Origin of the sequence: Prevotella pallens ATCC 700821, assembly GCF_000220255.1 — a bacterium.
In the GTDB taxonomy this organism is placed as follows: domain Bacteria; phylum Bacteroidota; class Bacteroidia; order Bacteroidales; family Bacteroidaceae; genus Prevotella; species Prevotella pallens.
In genome coordinates, this window is sequence record NZ_GL982513.1 from 278742 (window position 1) to 298868 (window position 20127).

Annotated in this window: 17 protein-coding genes; all 17 read right to left on the bottom strand. The window is 35.1% G+C overall.

Features of this window, described 5'->3' with window-relative positions:
* Positions 1–117: 117 nt before the first annotated feature.
* Positions 118–663: a competence protein ComJ gene (gene comJ, locus HMPREF9144_RS01135; RefSeq protein WP_006043952.1), complete on the bottom strand. Its 546-nt coding sequence runs from the start codon at positions 661–663 to the stop codon at positions 118–120.
* A gap of 28 nt (positions 664–691) precedes the next feature.
* Entirely contained in the window at positions 692–1264 is a 573-nt protein-coding gene (locus HMPREF9144_RS01140; RefSeq protein ID WP_006043953.1) for a DUF6707 family protein, read from the bottom strand.
* Positions 1265–1880: 616 nt separating this feature from the next.
* Positions 1881–2531 (bottom strand): DNA methyltransferase, encoded by a 651-nt coding sequence (locus HMPREF9144_RS01145; protein WP_006043954.1) that lies wholly within the window; start codon positions 2529–2531, stop codon positions 1881–1883.
* Entirely contained in the window at positions 2528–3979 is a 1452-nt protein-coding gene (locus HMPREF9144_RS01150; RefSeq protein WP_006043955.1) for a hypothetical protein, read from the bottom strand. The genes HMPREF9144_RS01145 and HMPREF9144_RS01150 overlap by 4 nt, the downstream gene beginning before the upstream one ends.
* 5 nt (positions 3980–3984) lie before the next feature.
* Positions 3985–5070 carry a DNA (cytosine-5-)-methyltransferase gene (gene dcm, locus HMPREF9144_RS01155; RefSeq protein WP_006043956.1) on the bottom strand — a complete coding sequence of 362 codons (1086 nt, stop codon included), beginning with the start codon at positions 5068–5070 and terminating at the stop codon, positions 3985–3987.
* A gap of 46 nt (positions 5071–5116) precedes the next feature.
* On the bottom strand, positions 5117–5245 hold the full coding sequence (locus HMPREF9144_RS13735; protein WP_006043957.1) for a hypothetical protein: 129 nt from the start codon (positions 5243–5245) through the stop codon (positions 5117–5119).
* 516 nt (positions 5246–5761) lie between these two features.
* Positions 5762–6754 (bottom strand): acyltransferase family protein, encoded by a 993-nt coding sequence (locus tag HMPREF9144_RS01160; RefSeq protein ID WP_006043958.1) that lies wholly within the window; start codon positions 6752–6754, stop codon positions 5762–5764.
* A complete protein-coding gene (gene porZ, locus HMPREF9144_RS01165) occupies positions 6730–8757 on the bottom strand; it encodes a type IX secretion system anionic LPS delivery protein PorZ (RefSeq protein WP_006043959.1) in 2028 nt (675 codons plus the stop codon). Before porZ ends, HMPREF9144_RS01160 begins: the two co-directional genes overlap by 25 nt.
* Positions 8754–9644, bottom strand: coding sequence for a glycosyltransferase family 2 protein (locus HMPREF9144_RS01170; protein WP_006043960.1), 891 nt, complete (start codon positions 9642–9644; stop codon positions 8754–8756). The genes porZ and HMPREF9144_RS01170 overlap by 4 nt, the downstream gene beginning before the upstream one ends.
* Positions 9644–10222, bottom strand: coding sequence for a non-canonical purine NTP diphosphatase (locus HMPREF9144_RS01175; RefSeq protein WP_006043961.1), 579 nt, complete (start codon positions 10220–10222; stop codon positions 9644–9646). Before HMPREF9144_RS01175 ends, HMPREF9144_RS01170 begins: the two co-directional genes overlap by 1 nt.
* Position 10223: 1 nt before the next feature.
* Positions 10224–11207 (bottom strand): YitT family protein, encoded by a 984-nt coding sequence (locus HMPREF9144_RS01180; protein ID WP_006043962.1) that lies wholly within the window; start codon positions 11205–11207, stop codon positions 10224–10226.
* Between the two features lie 63 nt (positions 11208–11270).
* The gene (gene leuS, locus HMPREF9144_RS01185) at positions 11271–14123 is read right to left on the bottom strand and encodes a leucine--tRNA ligase (RefSeq protein WP_040595460.1); all 2853 of its coding nucleotides are present in this window, start codon (positions 14121–14123) and stop codon (positions 11271–11273) included.
* Between the two features lie 1145 nt (positions 14124–15268).
* Positions 15269–16111 (bottom strand): prolipoprotein diacylglyceryl transferase, encoded by an 843-nt coding sequence (gene lgt / locus HMPREF9144_RS01190; protein ID WP_006043965.1) that lies wholly within the window; start codon positions 16109–16111, stop codon positions 15269–15271.
* Between the two features lie 18 nt (positions 16112–16129).
* Positions 16130–17233 carry a redox-regulated ATPase YchF gene (gene ychF, locus HMPREF9144_RS01195; protein WP_006043966.1) on the bottom strand — a complete coding sequence of 368 codons (1104 nt, stop codon included), beginning with the start codon at positions 17231–17233 and terminating at the stop codon, positions 16130–16132.
* Positions 17234–17366: 133 nt separating this feature from the next.
* Positions 17367–18335: a ribonuclease III gene (gene rnc, locus HMPREF9144_RS01200; RefSeq protein WP_006043967.1), complete on the bottom strand. Its 969-nt coding sequence runs from the start codon at positions 18333–18335 to the stop codon at positions 17367–17369.
* Positions 18325–19587, bottom strand: a complete 1263-nt coding sequence (gene fabF / locus HMPREF9144_RS01205) for a beta-ketoacyl-ACP synthase II (protein ID WP_006043968.1) — start codon at positions 19585–19587, stop codon at positions 18325–18327. Before fabF ends, rnc begins: the two co-directional genes overlap by 11 nt.
* A 253-nt stretch (positions 19588–19840) precedes the next feature.
* Entirely contained in the window at positions 19841–20077 is a 237-nt protein-coding gene (locus HMPREF9144_RS01210; protein ID WP_006043969.1) for an acyl carrier protein, read from the bottom strand.
* Positions 20078–20127 lie beyond the last annotated feature (50 nt).

Below are 20127 nucleotides of genomic sequence, written 5' to 3' on the forward strand. Positions count from 1 at the left end.
ATTATAAATTTCAAGCCATTTTATTATTATGCGTTCCGAATAGTTGTAAACAAATTATATTTTATTTTTTAATTCGATTGGAGTATATTGCTAATATCCATTACACTTTTTATTTTATTACAGATTCATCTGTTTATTCCAGCCATAAGGGTCGTCTTTTAAGACTTTAAATATAGTATTATCTTCCTTTTTAAAAGTGAACTTATAGTAAACCTCATCTTCTTCAATACTTTCTAAAGGTTTTCCCATACAGATTTCAAATAACATACTATAATTACCTTTTTCGAAGTTATATTCATTTAATGTATTCAGCGGATAATAATTTCCCTTTTCCTTTTCTTGAATTATATCTTTGGTGGTATCTTTATATAATCTAACGGATTCCGAAACTGTATTTATACTAAAATCACAAACATTGGTTACCTCAAAAGGAATAATGGCAGCCCTAATAGAATCTTCGCAAGGTAGTAATATATCTTTTTCTTCTATAAAAAACCAACTTCCAAAAGATTCATCAACTAATGGGTCTAAAATTACATAGTTTTTATTCCACAATATTCCTCTTTCAAGAGTTTCTTCCGTCCATTTTTGAATGTCATTATTAAATGGAATAGAACGAACTATAATTTGATTGTGAGATACTAAAATGTTTTCTTTAATCATAATTATTTTTCTCAAAACAATACTATTTTTATCTGTATAATGATATTACAGATTTAACCTTTTGCTCTAAAGAAGTAAGGTTAATCGTCAATTCTTCTTCCTTAAATTTTTCTCCATTTCCAAACGACTTTATAAAAATAAGTTCGCTGAAATAGGGTATTAGTTTTAAAAAGTCTACTTCTTTATTGTTTACTAAAGAAGACATTTCATCTGTATGCAATAACAGCCCATTAGCTCTTCTTGCAAAAGCTTTTTTCTTTATTTTATTTTTCAACTCATCGTTGCCATAATCTAAGGTTGCAAGAACTTTATTCTTTAATTCTATATTATTAAAGTTATCAAGATACAGCTGTAGCATAATGGCTCCTTCTATCCAAGTCCATTTATTATAATCGCCATCAAAACTGTAATTAACTAAATCAGATAGAATTTCTTTCGTGTGTGTTATATCACCATCAAAGTAAAAACAATAAGCTGAAAACATTAGATATTTCAACTTTTGTTCTGAATTTATATTTGCATCTCCAAGTTCTTTAAAAAGAGACTTAAAAGGCATTTTATTGGCTAAATTAGAAGCGATAACATTAAAGATAGTTTCCATATTTTATGAGTCTGTTATTATTATTCCTACTGTTGTTTTCAACAAGTATGTACAAATTTATAAAATCTTTCATTTAAAACATTATTTTGATAATGCAAAGTTTAATTTTCTCTCGGTATCGAACTTAATATTATCTATAATTTTTAGACGTAAAAGACATCTATTACGTGAAAAATTCCACCAAAAGAGGCATTCTTATTCACCCAAGAAAGGAAGTTGATTGGTGTTCTAATTTATATTTGCCAGCCCCTTTTGGGAATGTTAGCCTTGGGTGCTTTGTTATAAATAATTCTACTTTCAAAGTTCTCCAAAACATTGTAAGTAAATCGAATAGGAAACCACTACTACTATGGGCATCTGATAATTAAGACTTTATATAAAACCACAGATTGTTGCAAATAATTCACATGGCTTAACTTTTTTGCCCAAATTATTGCATTCACTTCTTTTTTTTGTTATCTTTGCAAATAAAACTAAACCGCCCGAATGAAGGGGAATGGCTCATGCAATAATATATCATTTACACGGCAAAACCTATTGCTTTTTTGACAAAACAATAGTTTTTTAAAATCTAAAGCACATATATCATTATATTTTACACAACTCGCAGTCCTTATTATTCTGTAATTGAGAAATTGTTTTCTTGAAATTCTATCGCTTCTTCAGGAATAACTTCTTTAATTTTTCCTAATGCTTTTAAAAAATATTCTTTACTTATTTCACAGGCTGTAAGGTCTATTCCTGCATGATAACACGCAATAGCTATTGTTCCGCTTCCTAAATGTGTGTCTAATATCTTATCTGTTGGCTTTGCATACATATTCAGTAGCCATTCGTATAATTCAACAGGTTTCTGCGTAGGATGTATTTTGTTTCTATTCTTACGCACGCTGAAATGAAAAATCTTTGAGGGACGGTCGAGCGATGACCATGCCATTTCTGCCATAGAAAAATTATTCAATGATTCTGGTTGATTTTTATCCCAAATAATAAATCCTTTATTATACTCACTTCTTGCCCACAATTGTCCAAAATAGTTTCCTCCCCAAATGATTTGATTTTTGGAAACACGAAACAACTCCTTAAAATATTCATTGCTAGGCTTTATATCCCATTGACCATATTCACTTTTATTAAATTTATGGTCTCCCCCACGTGGCGTTTTATTGAGAATCCCATATGGTGGGTCTACAATAGCAAGGTCAAAATATCCATCAGGGTATCTTGACATCAATTGCATATTATCTTCTTGACTAATAGTTATCATTGTTCCCTCCTACGTACGGCAAATTTTGAAATGGTTAATGTGGAAATACTACGACTAATATCTTTACCCAAATTATTGACAATAATATTATCAAAATCTTCATAATCGATTTCTCTTACATTATGGTCTATGCAATTATAAAGATATTCGGCAAAGGTACTTGCTAAAATAATAACAATAGGTGTTCCTATAATATCACGTTTTGTGGCTGGAACATATCGTGGCGTTACAACAATAGTATATTCTCCGCCTATCTCTTTTCGATGTTCACGCAATCTGCCTATACTTATACCCAATAGTTTATTTGCCGTTGATTTGGCTTCCACTGCAAATTTTTTCTTTTTAGTCAAATACAAACATTCAATATCTGTATGTCCTGCCCCTCCAATTCCTTTTGCTTCTACATTATAAAACATATTGAATCCCTCAACCAAAATATTCTCAAATAAATAAGCCGTTTCGTTTTCTGGATTATTGGAATATTGCTCTATCAATTTGGGGAGTTCAAGGAGTTTGCTCATCTCCTTTGATTCTCCAATTGCTGATAACAATATATCTGGATAAAAACTATAAATTTCTTTTATAATATCTATTTGTAAGCGTTCTGTATCATTCAGGAATAAAGGTTTATCAAGATATGAATATTGTTGTTCTAACTCATTCACAAGCGAAACAAGATTTTTAGGAATAGAAACTACATTGCGAGTTACCTTTCTAAAAGTAGCTGTATTTCCATGTTGCAACTTACAAATCAATTCGCCATTTCTTTTCTCTAATACTCCTGCACTTTGAAATAGTTTTGAAACATAATAATCCCATTCATAAGCAGAATTAACATAAGCATGTCTATCTTCTTGAAATTTTACTGCCAAGTCATTGTTTGAAAGTTTACGTAAACCAAGTAATTGATTCACAAGATTTTCGTAAATATCCACTGTTACATTTTTAATAAATACAACAGAATAAGCTACTTCAAAAGCATAGAGTTTATTTTCTAATCTTGCATCAGAAAGCAGTTTGTAAATCAATCTAAATGGATAAAGTTGAAACTCCTTATCAGTTCCCCCGTGTGGGTGGCGATATTGCATAGCCCAAAGCATTGTTAGAAATATCTTTGCTAACTTTTCTTTGTCATTAAGATTTTTCAGTAATAGATTGCCCAATGGGCTAAACATAAATCTATCAACTCCATCAATTTTGGCTTGATAACCAAACATATAATAGGACAATTGATTTATCTTGTGATTAATAGCATCAAGCGGTAATTGTGGATTCCGTTCATTATACAAACCCAATTCACGTAAACGTAGATTAAGTCGCTCTTTCTCTGCTTTTGTTATATTGGTTTTTGAATAAGATTTAAGAATTTGGGCAACTTCACATAATAATGTAAAATCACTCGTATGTCTGTATAAAATCCATTTAGGATGTTCAACTTGAAGAGTCATTCTTTTTATTTATTGATTTCAGAAACAATTTGTTTAATAAGTAATGGCGGAATACATTCGCCAATACATTTGCGTATCAAAAGTTCAGGAGTATCATCAGGAATTTTCCAATTTGGGGGCAAAGACGAAAGTAACATCAATTCTAAAGGAGTCAACACTCTTGCATCCGAATAAGTGCCATCTGGTTTCAATCTTCCAGGGTGTACATTCAACTGCGAACTTATTGCATCATTGCGAATAGTTATAGTGGGTGCTGGCTCGTCCCATTTCATACGACGATATGTGGTTTTATAACTATTTATTCGTGTTCCATCTCTTTTTACAGGATAATGTAAAGGATTATCAATAGCAGTTTTTCCTGTCGGCGTGTAACGCATCCATTCAATATGCTTTTTTGAATGTTTGCGTGCAAAATGCCATTTTATATCCGATTTTTCCCCTGCTTCAAGACTTGGCAAATCTCCAATAACATCTCTAACAGTTACTTGTTTTAACTTTTGAGGTTCCCCCCATGTTGTTCCTTTCTTGTGCATTTTGATAATTGCTCGTGTACGTTTTTGGGCAACGCCATATTCAGAAGCATCAAATATTTCTGGTTTAATAACATAAGTAGCGCCATATAAAATTTGAAGTATATTTACAATCTTCATCGGCATATCTTGAAATAGCAATTCTATTTTAAAAAATGTCGGTACATTTTCTATCAAAACAAAATCAGGATTTTTTATATTTATAAAATCAATAATTTTAAACACTAAGAAATTGCGTTCATCTGCAAGCATTTGTTTTAATGTTCGGTTTTTCCCTGCTACACTCATTCCTTGACACGGAGGAGAGGCTATTAAAAAATCTAACTTTTGTGGTGTAGCTTCTACCATTGCATTAAAAATCTTTTTATCCAAAATATTGCCACAAATCATTTTTGAATTTGGATATTGCGCTTGATATAGTTTTGCACGTTCAGGCAACAATTCATTAGCTGCAACAATATTAATACCAACATCTTTAAAATATTGTTCATCTATTCCAGCACTTGCAAAGAGCGAAGCACCTATTAAGAATGATTTCTTATATGATTTTATTTGAGGCATAATATTATAGTTCTGTTTCGTTAATGCATGGTGTTTTTCGCCAACTCTAATACACGCTTTGTACTTGATTTTCGGTTGAGGTTATAGCATTTTCTTGGACAACTAACCAAAACGAAAGCATTTCTTCAGCGTGTTTCATACGCAACACATTTTCAATAATCGGGATTTCCCTCATTGGTTTTATGTTTGTTTTTGTTGCAAAGATAGTAAATAATTGTCAAACCATGACTATTTCTATAGCAAAGTTTCAACAATACTTGCAGTAAGACTATAATCCTATATAAATTATATTATCTTTTTGGACAATTAGTAAAATTGCAAAAATAGCACTCTATTAGGAAGGTAAAGGTGATATAACACCTTATTTCCGCAAACAATTACCTTGTTTGTTTCAAAACTTGTTTGTGTCTCATTTAACCCTACGAGAAAGTTCGATTTGTTATTTTTTGCTCAACTTATCACAAATAGGCTGGTTATTGGACACAAGTTCCCTTATCCATAGGGAATGGGGAAGATAAAATTCAGCAAAGAGTTTGAAGCTATTCTTTAAAAATCTTGATATAATACTTTTTGGGTGTATAGGTTTAAGACGTATCTCCTTCCTGTCTTAATCCATTTGGCAGGTACGTTAATGAAGTATAATATGAACTTCTTCAAACGACTGCTTTTCTTTTTTATTTCTTTCCTGTACTCAATTATTTTTTCGAACAATAAATCCTAAATAGCGATAAATAGCCCACGCTATAATGGAAGTAAAGGCATAAACAAGAAGGAAAGCAATAAGAACACGATAGTATTCGCCAGAATAACCCATACCGATGCGTTGCAATAAAGAAGAAACAATGAGTGGTATGCCACCAGAAAAGAAATAATAAACAATACTTCTACGTCCTGTCCATTCTAACCAAGTAACGCTTTCTAACTGTTTAGCCAAACTAACAAGGAATAAGGTACAAATAAAGGTATCGAAAATAAATACATACCAATTGTTTACTTGTATAGGTTCTATAAGTAAACTTATGCCTTGCGTATGTTCATATACTTTTATAATTACTAAAAGTATAAATAAAAAGAAAGATGATGATAGGTTGTGGAAACGGTGGAAAACATTTTCCCACTTATGGTAGAAATAGCCAAAACAAAGGATAGGGAGTGCCATACAAGCATTTTCTATTTGCCAATAAATATTGGAATAACGTGTGGAAAGAAAATAACAACCAACTGATGCTACAAGAGAAAGTGTTAATAATCCCCAAGTTTTACCTTTGCATGCCCATAACACTGTGGAAAAAACAATTTCTGCTACAATAAGAGCCGCTATAAACCACGATGCTTGTCCTGTAAGAACAGAGAATAAAGTTTCTGGAATATCAAATCCGTGTGCTAAAGCTTTAGGAATTGCAATAAAGGTTGTGAAGATAAAATAAGGCAATAATAAGTATCGTGCAATGGCTTTAAGTTTCAGTTGCAGCGAAAACGGTGTATCTTTATAGAAAAGATAGCCTGAAAGAAAGAAAAAAGCGACTAACACATTGGCTACATAATAATTGTAGCCAATAATGTTGTCGCCTGTATAATATATTTCAGTATGGTCGAGCAATATAGCTACCATACAAAAACCTCGCAATAAGTCTATCCAGTGTTTGCGTTTATTTTGTTTTAATTCACAATTGCTATTTTGCATACTGTTCCGTTATTACCTTCTTGGTCGGATGTTTGCACCATATAAACTCCAGATGCTACACGTTTTCCATTTAAATCGTTGCCGTCCCATGTAAATGTACCACCATTACTTGTACCTTTTGCTACAAGTACGCCATTAGTGGTAACTATTTTTACATCGGAATTAAAAGCTAAGCCAACAACTGTTATTAATCCTGTGTAATTTGGACGTACAGGATTAGGATAAGCGTAAGTTTCTTCTCCACCAGGATTATCAGATGGTTTTGTAGCATCACTCATATACGAGCATAATCCTTTATCGGTTCCAATGAAAACTTCGCCAGTTTTATCGTTAATGGCAATACTTTCTATATTGTTTGAAATAAGTTTGCTGTTGTCGCTTAGGAAGTGTTGCACCTGTTTCATATTGTCGGCACTAATAAGATAAACACCATTTCCGTTTGTACCAAACCATTTTCTGCCGCCACCATCAATAGCCATACACGAAATATCTACACCAGCCAATAAATAATCGGCAAGATTTGTTCCATCGTTGCGTGGTATTTTTATTTGTTCGAAAATAGCTTCAGAAGGATTTTTCATTTGTTCAGTAGTAAGACGTAATGGTCCTACATTTGTTCCAATCCAAATATTTTGATATGCATCTTCAACAACACAACGCATTTGAATAACCATAATAGACGAACCATCTTGATTTTTAAAGTTGTTATAAACATTTAGCTTATCGGTTTCTGGATTATAACAGAACAAACCAGGGGCTTCGTAATGACTATTTACAAACCATATTAAGCCACGACTATCAAGAATAGGACGACGCATAACGTGTAAACTAAGTCCTTTATTCATAAGTTGAGGTTTAGAATAGTCTGTCATAGTTCCATCTGGCGATAACTTTAATAAAGATGTAGTTTTGGTACCACTATTTAATATCCATAAATTGTTTTTTCGGTCGAAAACTAATCCTTGTATTACCACATAATCGTTTCCAAGCTCAATTCCTTTATGAACCGAAGGACGTAAAAGGCTATTATCTTTATTGAAATATCGCTTAAGTTTTCCATTCAAAAATTCGTATAATCCAGCTCGTCCACCTGCAAATACATGTTCAGGATTCTTTGGATCTACTGCCAAACAGTTCATATCGTGATAGTAATATCCCGTTATTTTATCCAATTCGTCTTGATAGATATCCCATTCGCCATTCTTTAATACCTGTATTGTTCCAGGTTGATTCAGTCCTATTGCTCCTGGTTCAAATGCTCCACCCGTTGTATAAAGACGATTATTAAGATATTGCATAAAGAAAAAACGATTATACTTAGGACCACCCGGTTGTAAACCTTTTACTTTTTCTAATAATTCGGGTGCAATAGTTTTATTTTGTGCTACATAGTTGCCTACCCATTGCCAATTATTTCTATCTAAAAGATTATCGGAAAGCAAAGCTCGAAAAAGTCCTTGTTCGTTACTTGCAGCATAAATATAGTTTCCTTCTATATAAGTATAGTTTACATTGAAACCAAGATTGTAAGTATCGCTTATTTCTGCTTTACTAACATTTATTTTTAAAATACCAAATCCAGTTGAAACGTAGCAATATTGTCCTTCTATATATAGATTATTTATTTTTTTATTAGCTGTCATAGTTTTTCTGTAATAATCAGACAAGCTAATAATTTCTCCTTTTTGTGTGAGCAAATCTATATTTTGGTCAGAATAAGCAATAACTAAACATTTAGCAACATTGTTCCATGCTATAAATTCAATATCGGTATCGTTTAGTCCATTTACTTTATCGAATGTTTGAATACTATTGTCCTTTTCGTTATAAGAATATAGGTCGTTGGACGCAAGTACATAAAGCATATTACCACCTTTTTCTATCCATTGCACATTACTATATGCCATATAGTTTTTCCATGTATCTGTAGCATTGGCAAAACAACTTAATGGTAGTACGAAGAGTAAGCAAGTAAATATAAGTATGTATATTCTTTTTGTCATTTCCTTATAGAATTATAATGTAAGAAATAAAGAAGTTTATAGATATTAAACAAAAAAACACTGGGATTATTGCCTTTAAGATTGTGTTTTAATGATTTATGCAAAAATTTATAAAGCCACACTCCTATCCAGCTAATGTGTATTTTTTGTAGCTTTCCAGTTATTTTTAATAAATTAGAATAGCCTTTTAACTCTGTTTGAAAGGTAGAAAGTGTACGTAAAGCCTCTTCGGTTTTGCAAAGAAATACTGCGTTAAGTTCAAAATCGTTGAATAGTACAGGATTATCAATATGGTTTATTTTTGCGTTTAATGCTTTGAAGCGTTTTCCAAGCAACACATCTTCGAAACCATATTGTTTTATATCTTCGTTATAAGGATTTTTTCCTATTAGTTTTCTGTTTGCAATAAAATTAGTACTAAGATGTTGATAAGGTGTTTTTCTGCGATTTTCGGCACTAATAGCTTCTTTTGAAGAATGTTCGTAACGGTATCTTAAATTGTTTCCCCATCTTTTTTCATTTTCAACAATATTAATACCACCTACAATAACATCGCCTTCGGCTTTCAAATAGTTGTGTATAAATTTAGCATTGTTGAGCGAAAGGTCTCCATCAATAAACAAAATCCATTCCTTTGACGACTGCGAAACAAGATAATTGCGAATAGCAGACCTACCAACATTTTGTTCTCTTTCTATATAACGAACGCCATCAAGGTTTGAAATGGTTCTGTTTTTTATAATAAACCGTTTGTCAGGAGATGCATCGTCGGCTACAATAATTTCGAAATTTGTCCCTTCTGCAACACACTGTCGTTGCAATTCACTGATAAGTGCAGTGCAATCACAATTGTAAGTGGGCAGCAGAATAGACAAACTTTTACTCATTATAATTGCTTTAGATATTCAGCGAGTTTACGAACGGCACGTGCTCTGTGCGAAATTTGGTTTTTAATATCTTCTCCAAGTTCTGCAAAACTCTTATCGTATCCCTCTGGAATAAATAAAGGATCGTAACCAAAACCTTCCGTTCCCGATTTTTTGGTAGCAATATATCCATCTACTCTACCTTCGAATTGATGTTCTTTACCATCAATAATTAGAGAAATTACTGTTCGGAAGTGCGCTTTTCTATTCGTTGTATCGCCCAATTTACGGAGCAATTTGCGCATATTTGCTTCGCTATCGTGGTCGGTATATTCGTCGTAACGTGCAGAATGTACACCAGGTTCACCGTTAAGTGCATCTACTTCAAGTCCTGTATCATCGGCAAAGCAATTAAAATGATAATTATTGTAGATATAATGCGACTTTATACTTGCGTTTCCTTCCAGCGTATCGGCAGTTTCTGGTATGTCTACGTTGCAGCCAATATCCTTTAACGAAACAATATTAAAGTCGTTTCCAAGAATATCTTTAATTTCGATAAGCTTGTGTTTATTGTTTGTTGCAAATACTATTTTCATTTTATTGTTCGTTGGTTATTTCCGTTTTGTTATTCGGATATACTTGCGAAAGAACTTTCTCAGCATTCTTTGTATTTACTTTTATTTTATCGAATCCTTCCCCATAGACACCAATTACAGAACTTTGACTGACAAAAGCTAATGGGTCTATAATCTTAACAATACGAAATATAGATTGGCTTTCTCTACGTTTAGCCATTAGGCAAATTACTTTAACATCTTTTCCAGTGTACCAACCATGTCCATCTAATATGGTTATTCCTCGATCGCGCTCTTGCATAATAGCATTAGCAATCTCTTCATACTTCTTAGAAAATATGAGAAATTGTACCGATTGGCGCCTTAAATTCATTATATAATCGAGTACAGAACATTCGATAAACATTGTGCAAAGACCGAAAATAACTTTATAAAAACGCTGAATGTATGTTCCAAACTGTGGAAAAAGCATACAACTACCAATAATACAGATATCGACAGCCATTAGAACCTGTCCCAACGAAATGTTTTTATATTTGTTTATACAGGCTGCAACTATATCTGTACCACCCATACTACCACCATTTAGAAATACCATAGCCATTCCAGTACCTGTAATGCAACACCCCACAATGAGCGACATAAACTTTTGGTCTTCGCCTAATATCTTTACGAAGTGTCCGTTTGTATCTATTGGCATTAATTGTTGTGCAAACTTTAGCATAAAATATAACACAATAATAGCGTAGATGGTTTTCATCATAAACTTTAAACCCAATATCTTCAGTGCAGCACCCAATAATACTACATTGATAATCATATAAGTGTTTTCGAGTTTAAACTGTGTTGCATAGAAAATAATGGCTGATAAACCTGTAACACCACCTGTTACTATTTGATACGGCATAAGAAACACTGTGAATGCAGCCGCATACAGCGTTAAACCAAGAGTTAGTAAAATGTAATCTTTTATTTCGTCTCTAATTAATTGCTGATTAATTGTCATAGTTTAATAATGTGTTTTAGCACATTCGTGGCTGTGTTTCAAACCAACGAATGTGCTTTTATTCTATTTGCAAACGATGTTTACAATTTTCTTAGGTACTACTATTACTTTTACAATAGTTTTACCGTCTATGTATTTTTTACTTCTTTCATCGTTTAATGCTGCCGTTTCAACATCTTCTTTACTTGCATCAATAGGGAAAGTCATTTGGAAGCGTGCTTTCCCGTTGAAAGAAATGGTGAGTTGAACCTCGTTTTCTGTTAAATAAGCCTCGTTCCATGTTGGCCATTGTGCGTTACAAACGCTGTTATTTTCACCAAGATGTTGCCAAAGTTCTTCGGCAATGTGTGGTGCAAACGGTGCTATTAATATAACTAAGTTGCGCAACAGACCACGATTATTACACTTTTGTTGTCCTAATTCGTTTACACAAATCATGAAAGCAGAGATTGCAGTATTGTAAGAGAACTGTTCTATATCGTTAGAAACCTTCTTAATAAGTTTATGAACACTCTTTACTGACTCTTTAGAAGGCTCGTTGTCGTTTAAGTCTTGCTGATACAGTTTCCAAAACTTTTTCAAGAATCGGAAACAACCATCTATACCGTTTGTATCCCATGGTTTACTTGTTTCAACTGGACCTAAGAACATTTCATACAAACGTAAAGTATCTGCGCCATATTGCTCAACAATGACGTCGGGATTGACTACGTTGAACATAGACTTCGACATTTTTTCTACTGCCCAACTGCAAATATACTTACCATCTTCGAGTATAAACTCTGCATTTTCGTATTCTGGTCGCCATGCTTTGAAAGCATCAATATCCAATACATCGGCATGAACAATATTCACATCTACGTGGATTGGTGTTGTTTCGTATTTATCTTTCAGTCCGAAACTTACAAATACAGGAGCTTTAGAATGGTCGTCTGAATTGATGCGATACACAAAGTTAGAACGTCCTTGTATCATTCCTTGATTTACTAACTTCTCGTATGGTTCTTCTTTACAGCTATAACCGTAGTCGAAAAGGAACTTATTCCAGAAGCGACTGTATATTAAGTGTCCTGTTGCATGCTCTGTTCCTCCTACATAAAGGTCTACATTCTGCCAATATTCATCGGCTTCTTTTCCCACTAAAGCCTTGTTATTGTGTGGGTCCATATAGCGAAGATAATAAGCAGAGCTACCTGCGAAGCCCGGCATTGTATTCAATTCCAATGGGAATATGGTCTTATTGTCTATCAATTCTTTATCTACAATAGTCTTATTCTCTTCGTCCCAAGCCCATATTTTAGCTCGTCCCAATGGTGGTTCACCTGTTTCGGTAGGTTCAAATTTGTCTATTGCTGGTAATTCGAGTGGTAAACATTCTTCTGGAACCATATAAGGCATACCATCTTTATAATAAACTGGGAATGGTTCGCCCCAATAGCGTTGTCGTGAGAAGATAGCATCGCGTAAACGATAGTTCACTTTCACTTTGCCTAATCCTCTCTCTGTAACATACTTCTTAGTTGTTGCTATTGCTTCTTTCACTGTAAGTCCGTTCAAAGAGAAACTTCCTTCAACTGGTTTTATTGGACTATTGATGACGATACCTTCTTTTGCGTCGAAGCTTTCTTCTGAAACATCAGCGCCTTCGATAAGCGGACGTATTGGAAGACCGAAGTGTTTGGCAAATGCATAATCGCGACTGTCGTGTGCTGGTACAGCCATAATGGCACCTGTGCCATAGCCTGAGAGTACGTATTCTGATATATAGATAGGTAATTTCTCGTCTGTTAGCGGATTAATACCATACGAACCTGTGAAAACACCTGTAACTTTACGGTCGGTCATACGGTCGCGCTCTGTTCGTTTCTTTACGTATGCTAAATATTCTTCAACCTCTGACTTTTGTTTGGCTGTTGTAAGCTCTGGAACTAATTCGCTTTCTGGAGCAAGCACCATAAAAGTTACGCCAAACATAGTATCGGCACGGGTTGTAAAGATAGTAATGTCGTGTTCTATTTCCTCATTATCGGCTGTGGGTGTAATGCTCTTAAATACCACTTCCGTACCTTCCGAACGCCCAATCCAGTTGCGTTGTGTCTCTTTCATAGAGTCTGTCCAGTTTACATTTTCTAAACCGTCTAACAACCGTTGTGCGTATGCAGAAACACGTAAACACCATTGTTTCATTTTCTTTTGTACAACCGGATAGCCTCCGCGTTCGCTTACACCATCTACAACTTCATCGTTTGCCAACACTGTTCCTAAACCAGGACACCAGTTCACCATAGTCTCGCCAAGATATGCTATACGATAGTTCATAAGCGTTTCCTGCTGTTCTTTTTCGCTCATACTTATCCAATTGCGAGCAGAGAATGTTTTTTCTTCGCCTTGTGCTACGTTAAGATTAAGCGTTCCTTCTTCTTCAAAATGGCGAACAAGGTTAGATATAGGTTTTGCTTTGCCATCATTATAGTCGTAGTATGAATCAAACATACGTTGGAATGCCCATTGTGTCCAATGGTAGTATTCAGGATCGCAGGTACGCACTTCACGCTCCCAATCGAAACTGAAACCTATCTTGTCTAACTGTTCCCTATAACGGGCTATATTTTTTTCGGTTGTAATAGATGGGTGCTGTCCTGTTTGAATGGCATACTGCTCGGCAGGCAGTCCGTAAGCATCATATCCCATTGGATTTAACACGTTGAAACCTTTTAAACGCTTATATCGTGCGTAAATGTCGCTGGCTATATAGCCGAGTGGGTGTCCTACGTGCAGACCTGCTCCCGATGGGTATGGAAACATATTAAGCACATAGAACTTTTGCTTGTTCTTATCTTCAACAACCTTATAGGTTTTGTTCTCAACCCATTTCTTCTGCCATTTCTTCTCAATCTCTGTGAAGTTGTATTCCATTCTTATGTTTGTTTTATTTTGATGTCGTTGTTTACGAACCATAATACTGGTAAGGCGAAGACGCTTCCCCTACCCTATCGTTTAGTTCATTATATGACAATGCGTTACTATCCAAGTTGCAAAATTACGAATTTTAATAGGTATAACAAGTCTTTTACCAAATTAATTTGGTGTAGAACAGGAAAGAACTAACAGTTAAAGATTATTGGTTAGAGAATTTTTGGTTAGTTATAATTTGACGCATTTATTGTTTTAGATTTGTACAGAATATGAGGCGTTTACCAAAAACAATTGTTTTGCAATGCAAAGGCATAACTTTTATAGTATAAAAAAGTTTGTTGTAAGAAATAAGAAAATATATACTTAGTATTCTTAAGCATTATAGAAAATAGGTAGAAAATGAGTAGATATTTTATGAGCTGCATCTACTGTCTGTCCACATACACCCACAAGTCGAATGGAATATCACAAATGCTTAGAAAAATCAGATAGATATTAGATACTTTTGTTTCAGATATCTATTGCGTTCGTTTCAGATATCTATTGCGTTCGTCACAGATATCTGTCGTGTTCCTTTCAGACATCTGTCAGTTGCGAATTAGATATCATAAAAAACTACCACCTTTATAACTCTACATCATCGTATTTAAAAGATAATTATTTAGCTGAAGATTACGAATTATTTAATCCAAATCTGTGATTAGAGCCTAAGCATATTTTGTTTTATTGTTGAGTAGATTGTCTGTCTTAGCAATGTAGGCGTAGCGGGCTACGTTAAGTTAGAAAGACAGACAAGATACCGATAAGAAAATAAACAATGTTAAGAAACAATACCACAGTAATAAGAACTATGCATATTGTGGTTAATGAGTTATTTGGTTTTAATTCTGCAATATTTTACTTTAGGTGTTATTATAGTATCTCGGAAACCAATATGTTGTTCACCAATGTGTTATATAAAAGTAGCGTTCGTAACGCTATATCTTTTTTCCAAAGAACCCTATCAGCCTTTCTGTTGAGCCATTATTAGAATAGAAAAAGTTTGTATTTGAAAGACGAAAAAATCTAGAATTCCTATAGATAAATAGGAATTCTAGACGGCGAATGCACTGTTTTTAAAAGTGTTTTTTGCTTATAGAGTAACCTTATTCGTTATATTCTTTCCCCTTCGACCGTATGATAGCCCACATACCCAGTGCTATGAGCGGCACACTAAGTATTTGTCCCATATCAATAGGTAAGCTCGATTCGAATGAAACCTGTACTTCTTTTGTAAATTCAATGAGGAAACGGAAAGTGAATATAAGCGTAAGGCAAAGCCCAAAGTAAAGACCAGTACCAGCCTTTTTAGGATATTTCCTGTAAATGAGAAATATAATCCAGAAGAAAACAAAGTAAGCAATTGCCTCATAGAGTTGTCCGGGGTGTCGCGGATAGGTATCAACATCGTAAAAAATAAACGCCCAAGGCACATCGGTAACTCTACCTATAATCTCCGAATTCATAAGATTTCCTAAACGAATGAATACCGATGTAATGGTAGAACAGATACCCATAAAGTCGAGGACTAACCATGGGTTCAGCTTAGTGCGTTTTATGTAGAGATAAAGCGCTATAAGCAGTCCTACAACTCCACCGTGCGATGCCAATCCTTGATAGCCAACAAACTTCCAGCCACCGCCAGCAAGAAACTTAATAGGTAGGAATATTTCAACAAAATGCTGCCAAGAGTCGAAAAATTCTTTTGGTTCGTAAAAGAAACAATGTCCTAAGCGTGCTCCTATAAATGCACCAAGAAAAACATACATAAACATTGGTTCGAACTTCTCGTTAGCTATTTTGTGTTGTTTAAAAAGCCATCGCATAAGCAAATAGGCTATAGCAAACCCTACCAGCCAACACATTCCATACCAACGTATGCCTGCTGAGCCAATGCGCACAAGGTATTCGTTGGGTTGCCAGGCTATATAAAGCAAGTTATTCAGCATACTTTATTCCTCCATAAACTATACATTGAAACGGAAGTGCATAATGTCTCCGTCTTGCACAATATACTCTTTACCTTCTACGCCGAGTTTTCCTGCTTCTCTAACAGCGGCTTCTGAACCATATTTCAGATAGTCGTCGTACTTAATAACCTCTGCTCTGATGAATCCCTTTTCGAAGTCAGTGTGTATAACTCCAGCACATTGTGGAGCCTTCCAACCTTTATGGAATGTCCATGCCTTTACCTCCATTTCTCCAGCAGTAATGAATGTTTGAAGATTTAAGAGATGATAAGCCTTCTTTATCAGTCGGTTTACGCCACTTTGTTCTAACCCAAGTTCGTCGAGAAAGAGTTTCTTGTCTTCGTAACTATCCAACGATGCAATGTCTTCTTCGGTCTTTGCAGCAATAATCATAGCTTCGGCACCCTCTTCAGCAGCAATCTTCTCAACCTGCTTGCTATATTCGTTACCCTCTTTCGCACTGTTTTCATCTACGTTGCAAACGTAAAGAACGGGCTTTGTGGTAAGAAGAAAAAGGTCGTGAGCCGCCAGTTGTTCTTCTTTAGTTTCGAATTGCACACTGCGCGCGTTCTTTCCTTGCTCTAAAACAGTTTTGTAAGCTTCGAGAACAGCAACCATAGTCTTTGCATCTTTGTTGCCTGCTGCAGCCACTTTTTGCTGTTTAGCAAGCTGCGATTCTATAGTTTCAAGGTCTTTTAGCTGGAGTTCGGTATCTATAATTTCCTTGTCTTCAATCGGATTAACTGCTGCCCCACCTTCACGAACTATATTATCGTCTTCAAAACAACGAATTACATGAATGATAGCATCGCATTCGCGAATATTACCAAGAAACTTATTACCCAATCCTTCGCCTTTGCTGGCTCCCTTAACAAGACCAGCAATGTCTACTATTTCGCAAGTTGCAGGTACAATTCTCCCCGGGTGAACAATCTCAGCGAGTTTGTTCAAACGCTCGTCAGGAACAGTAATAACACCCAAGTTGGGTTCTATTGTACAAAACGGAAAATTGGCTGCCTGAGCTTTGGCACTGCTCAAACAATTGAAAAGTGTAGATTTGCCAACGTTAGGCAAACCTACTATACCACATTTTAATGCCATATTCTAAATAACATTTATATTCTTTTAGTGCAAAAATACGGCTTTATTCTGATACTAAAAGCTTTGAAAAGCACTATTTTATATTCTTATTGTAAATTGCAAAGCTATTTTGCACTGCTTTATATAGCTATTATTATTCGAATGCCTCTGCTTCTGCTTTAGCAATAATGTTTTCTTTCTCATCTGCCACCATACCAGAAAAGCAATCTTCTCTTTCTATGTTGGTAAATGTATTAGATTCATCATCTGCGTCATCTTTCAGAGGCAAAACAGATACATTATCTTCTGTTGTTTCAATAACACTAAGGTCTTCTGGTTGTTCTAAAGCTATACGCTTTTGTTTAGCTTTGAATATTTTATCAGCGAACTTTGTGTTCTTTCGAATGTATTGAAGTGTAACTTTAGCCGCTTCTTGCTGACTTTCTTTCTTGGAGTAACCGCTTCCTTCGCCACAAGCAATACCTTCCAATACTACCTGGAATGAAAAAGTGGGACTACCTTCCTTGTCTTTACCAAACGAAAGAGGTTTAAACTCAAGGCAAATTTTGTGTTTCTGTGTCCATTCTATGAGTTTCGACTTAAAGTTTACCTCCTTATATGCCACTTTATCAATGTTTATAAGTTCGCCTAATATTTGTTTCTTCATAAACTTCATACAGGCTGTGTATCCATGGTCGAGATATAATGCACCCACTAAAGCCTCGAATGCATTGCCACCAAGGTAACTATTGTGCGACTGAGAATGTCCACTCGACAAAATTAAACGCGTTATTCCTAAATCGTTAGCCAACTTATTTAGTGTTTCGCGCTGTACTATTTTCGAACGAGTATTAGTGAGAAAACCTTCTCGTTTACCAGGAAAGTGTTCGTAAACAATGTCTCCTACAATAGCATCGAGAATTGCATCTCCCAAAAACTCTAAGCGTTCGTTGTTAACGGGTTTGCCTTTGTCGTTCCTTCGTGCCACACTTTTGTGTAAAAGGGCTGTTTTGTAAAAGGAAAGATTATGCGGAAGCACACCTATTATATTATATAATGACAAATAAAGCTCCTTTTCCTTGCGGAAAGGGAGCTTTATTCTATCAATAATTTTATTCAGCATATTTCTTGAATATTACGCAAGCATTGTGACCGCCAAAGCCAAATGTATTGCTAAGTGCTGCACGCACTTCGCGTTTTTCTGCTTTATTAAACGTAAAATTCAGGTTGTAATCAATTTCTTCGTCCTTATCCTCTTCATTATGATTAATTGTTGGGGGAACAATATCGTTCTGAATTGAAAGTACACAAGCCATTGCCTCAACAGCTCCAGCTGCTCCTAGCAAGTGTCCAGTCATACTTTTGGTAGACGAAATATTGAGTTTGTAGGCTGCATCGCCGAATAATTGCGTAATAGCCTTTATTTCTGAAACATCGCCAACGGGGGTTGATGTGCCATGAACATTTATATAGTCTATGTCTTCAGGCTTTAATCCTGCATCGTTGAGGGCTGCTTGCATTACTAAATTTGCTCCTAAACCATCTGGGTGAGATGCTGTGATGTGATATGCATCGGCAGATTCGCCTTCACCAACTAGTTCTGCATATATTTTAGCACCGCGAGCTTTTGCGTGTTCTAGTTCTTCGAGAATTAAGCAACCTGCTCCTTCGCCCATAACGAAGCCATCGCGACTTGCAGAAAATGGACGAGATGCGTGTTCTGGGTCGTCGTTACGAGTAGAGAGAGCGTGCATTGCATTGAAACCGCCTACTCCTGATTCGGTAATAGCTGCTTCTGCTCCACCGCTAACAATCATATCGGCTTTACCCAAACGTATTAAATTGAATGCTTGACTGATTGCATTGGTAGACGATGCACAAGCTGATGTGGTTGTAAAGTTTGGTCCATGGAAGCCGAAACGTATGCTAATGTGTCCAGAAGCAATGTCGGCAATCATTTTAGGAATGAAGAATGGATTGAATTTTGGACCTGCTTCTTTATGCAAAGCATAATAACTAATTTCTTCTTCAAAAGTCTTTATACCGCCAATACCTACTCCGTAGACTACACCGATGCGATTCTTGTTTACTTTGTCCAAATCGATGCCACAATCTTCTACACCTTGAATGGCACTAATGAGTGCTAATTGTGTATAACGGTCGAGCTTACGTGCTTCTTTACGGTCGATATAATCGTTTATATTTAGCCCTTTTACTTCGCAAGCGAATTTTGTTTTAAAATTAGTTGTATCGAAATAAGTAATAGGAGCTGCGCCACTCTTACCTTCGAGCATTGCTTTCCAAGTTTCTTCAGGGTTGTTTCCCAATGGAGTAACTGCACCAAGTCCTGTTACTACTACTCTTTTTAATTCCATTAATTTATTAGTTTAAATTCTGTCATCGTGATAGTACGAGACGCATAAGGCTCTCTTTTCAGATATAAAATTAAGGAGTTAAGCAATTAGTTCTACATACATTTAGAAACATAAGTAAAACGATTGGCTTAACTCCTTAATTCTTATTCTTGTCTTAGACTCTGAATGAACGAACCCTAAGTAAGAAATAAGTGAATGTAAAGATAAAAATTAGCTGGAAGCCGAAGCTCCCAACCTTCATTTATGTATCTTCTTACTTTGCGTTCTCTTGGATATAAGCAATGGCATCGCCTACAGTAACAATCTTTTCTGCCTTATCGTCTGGAATTGAAATACCAAATTCTTTCTCAAACTCCATAATAAGTTCTACTGTATCCAAAGAATCAGCACCAAGATCGTTTGTAAAACTTGCTTCTGGCTTTACTTCTGCTTCGTCAACACCGAGCTTATCCACGATAATTGCTTTTACCTTTGATTCAATTTCTGACATAATTGTTAAGTTTTAAAATTATTATTATTAACTTTCTAAATTATAAAATT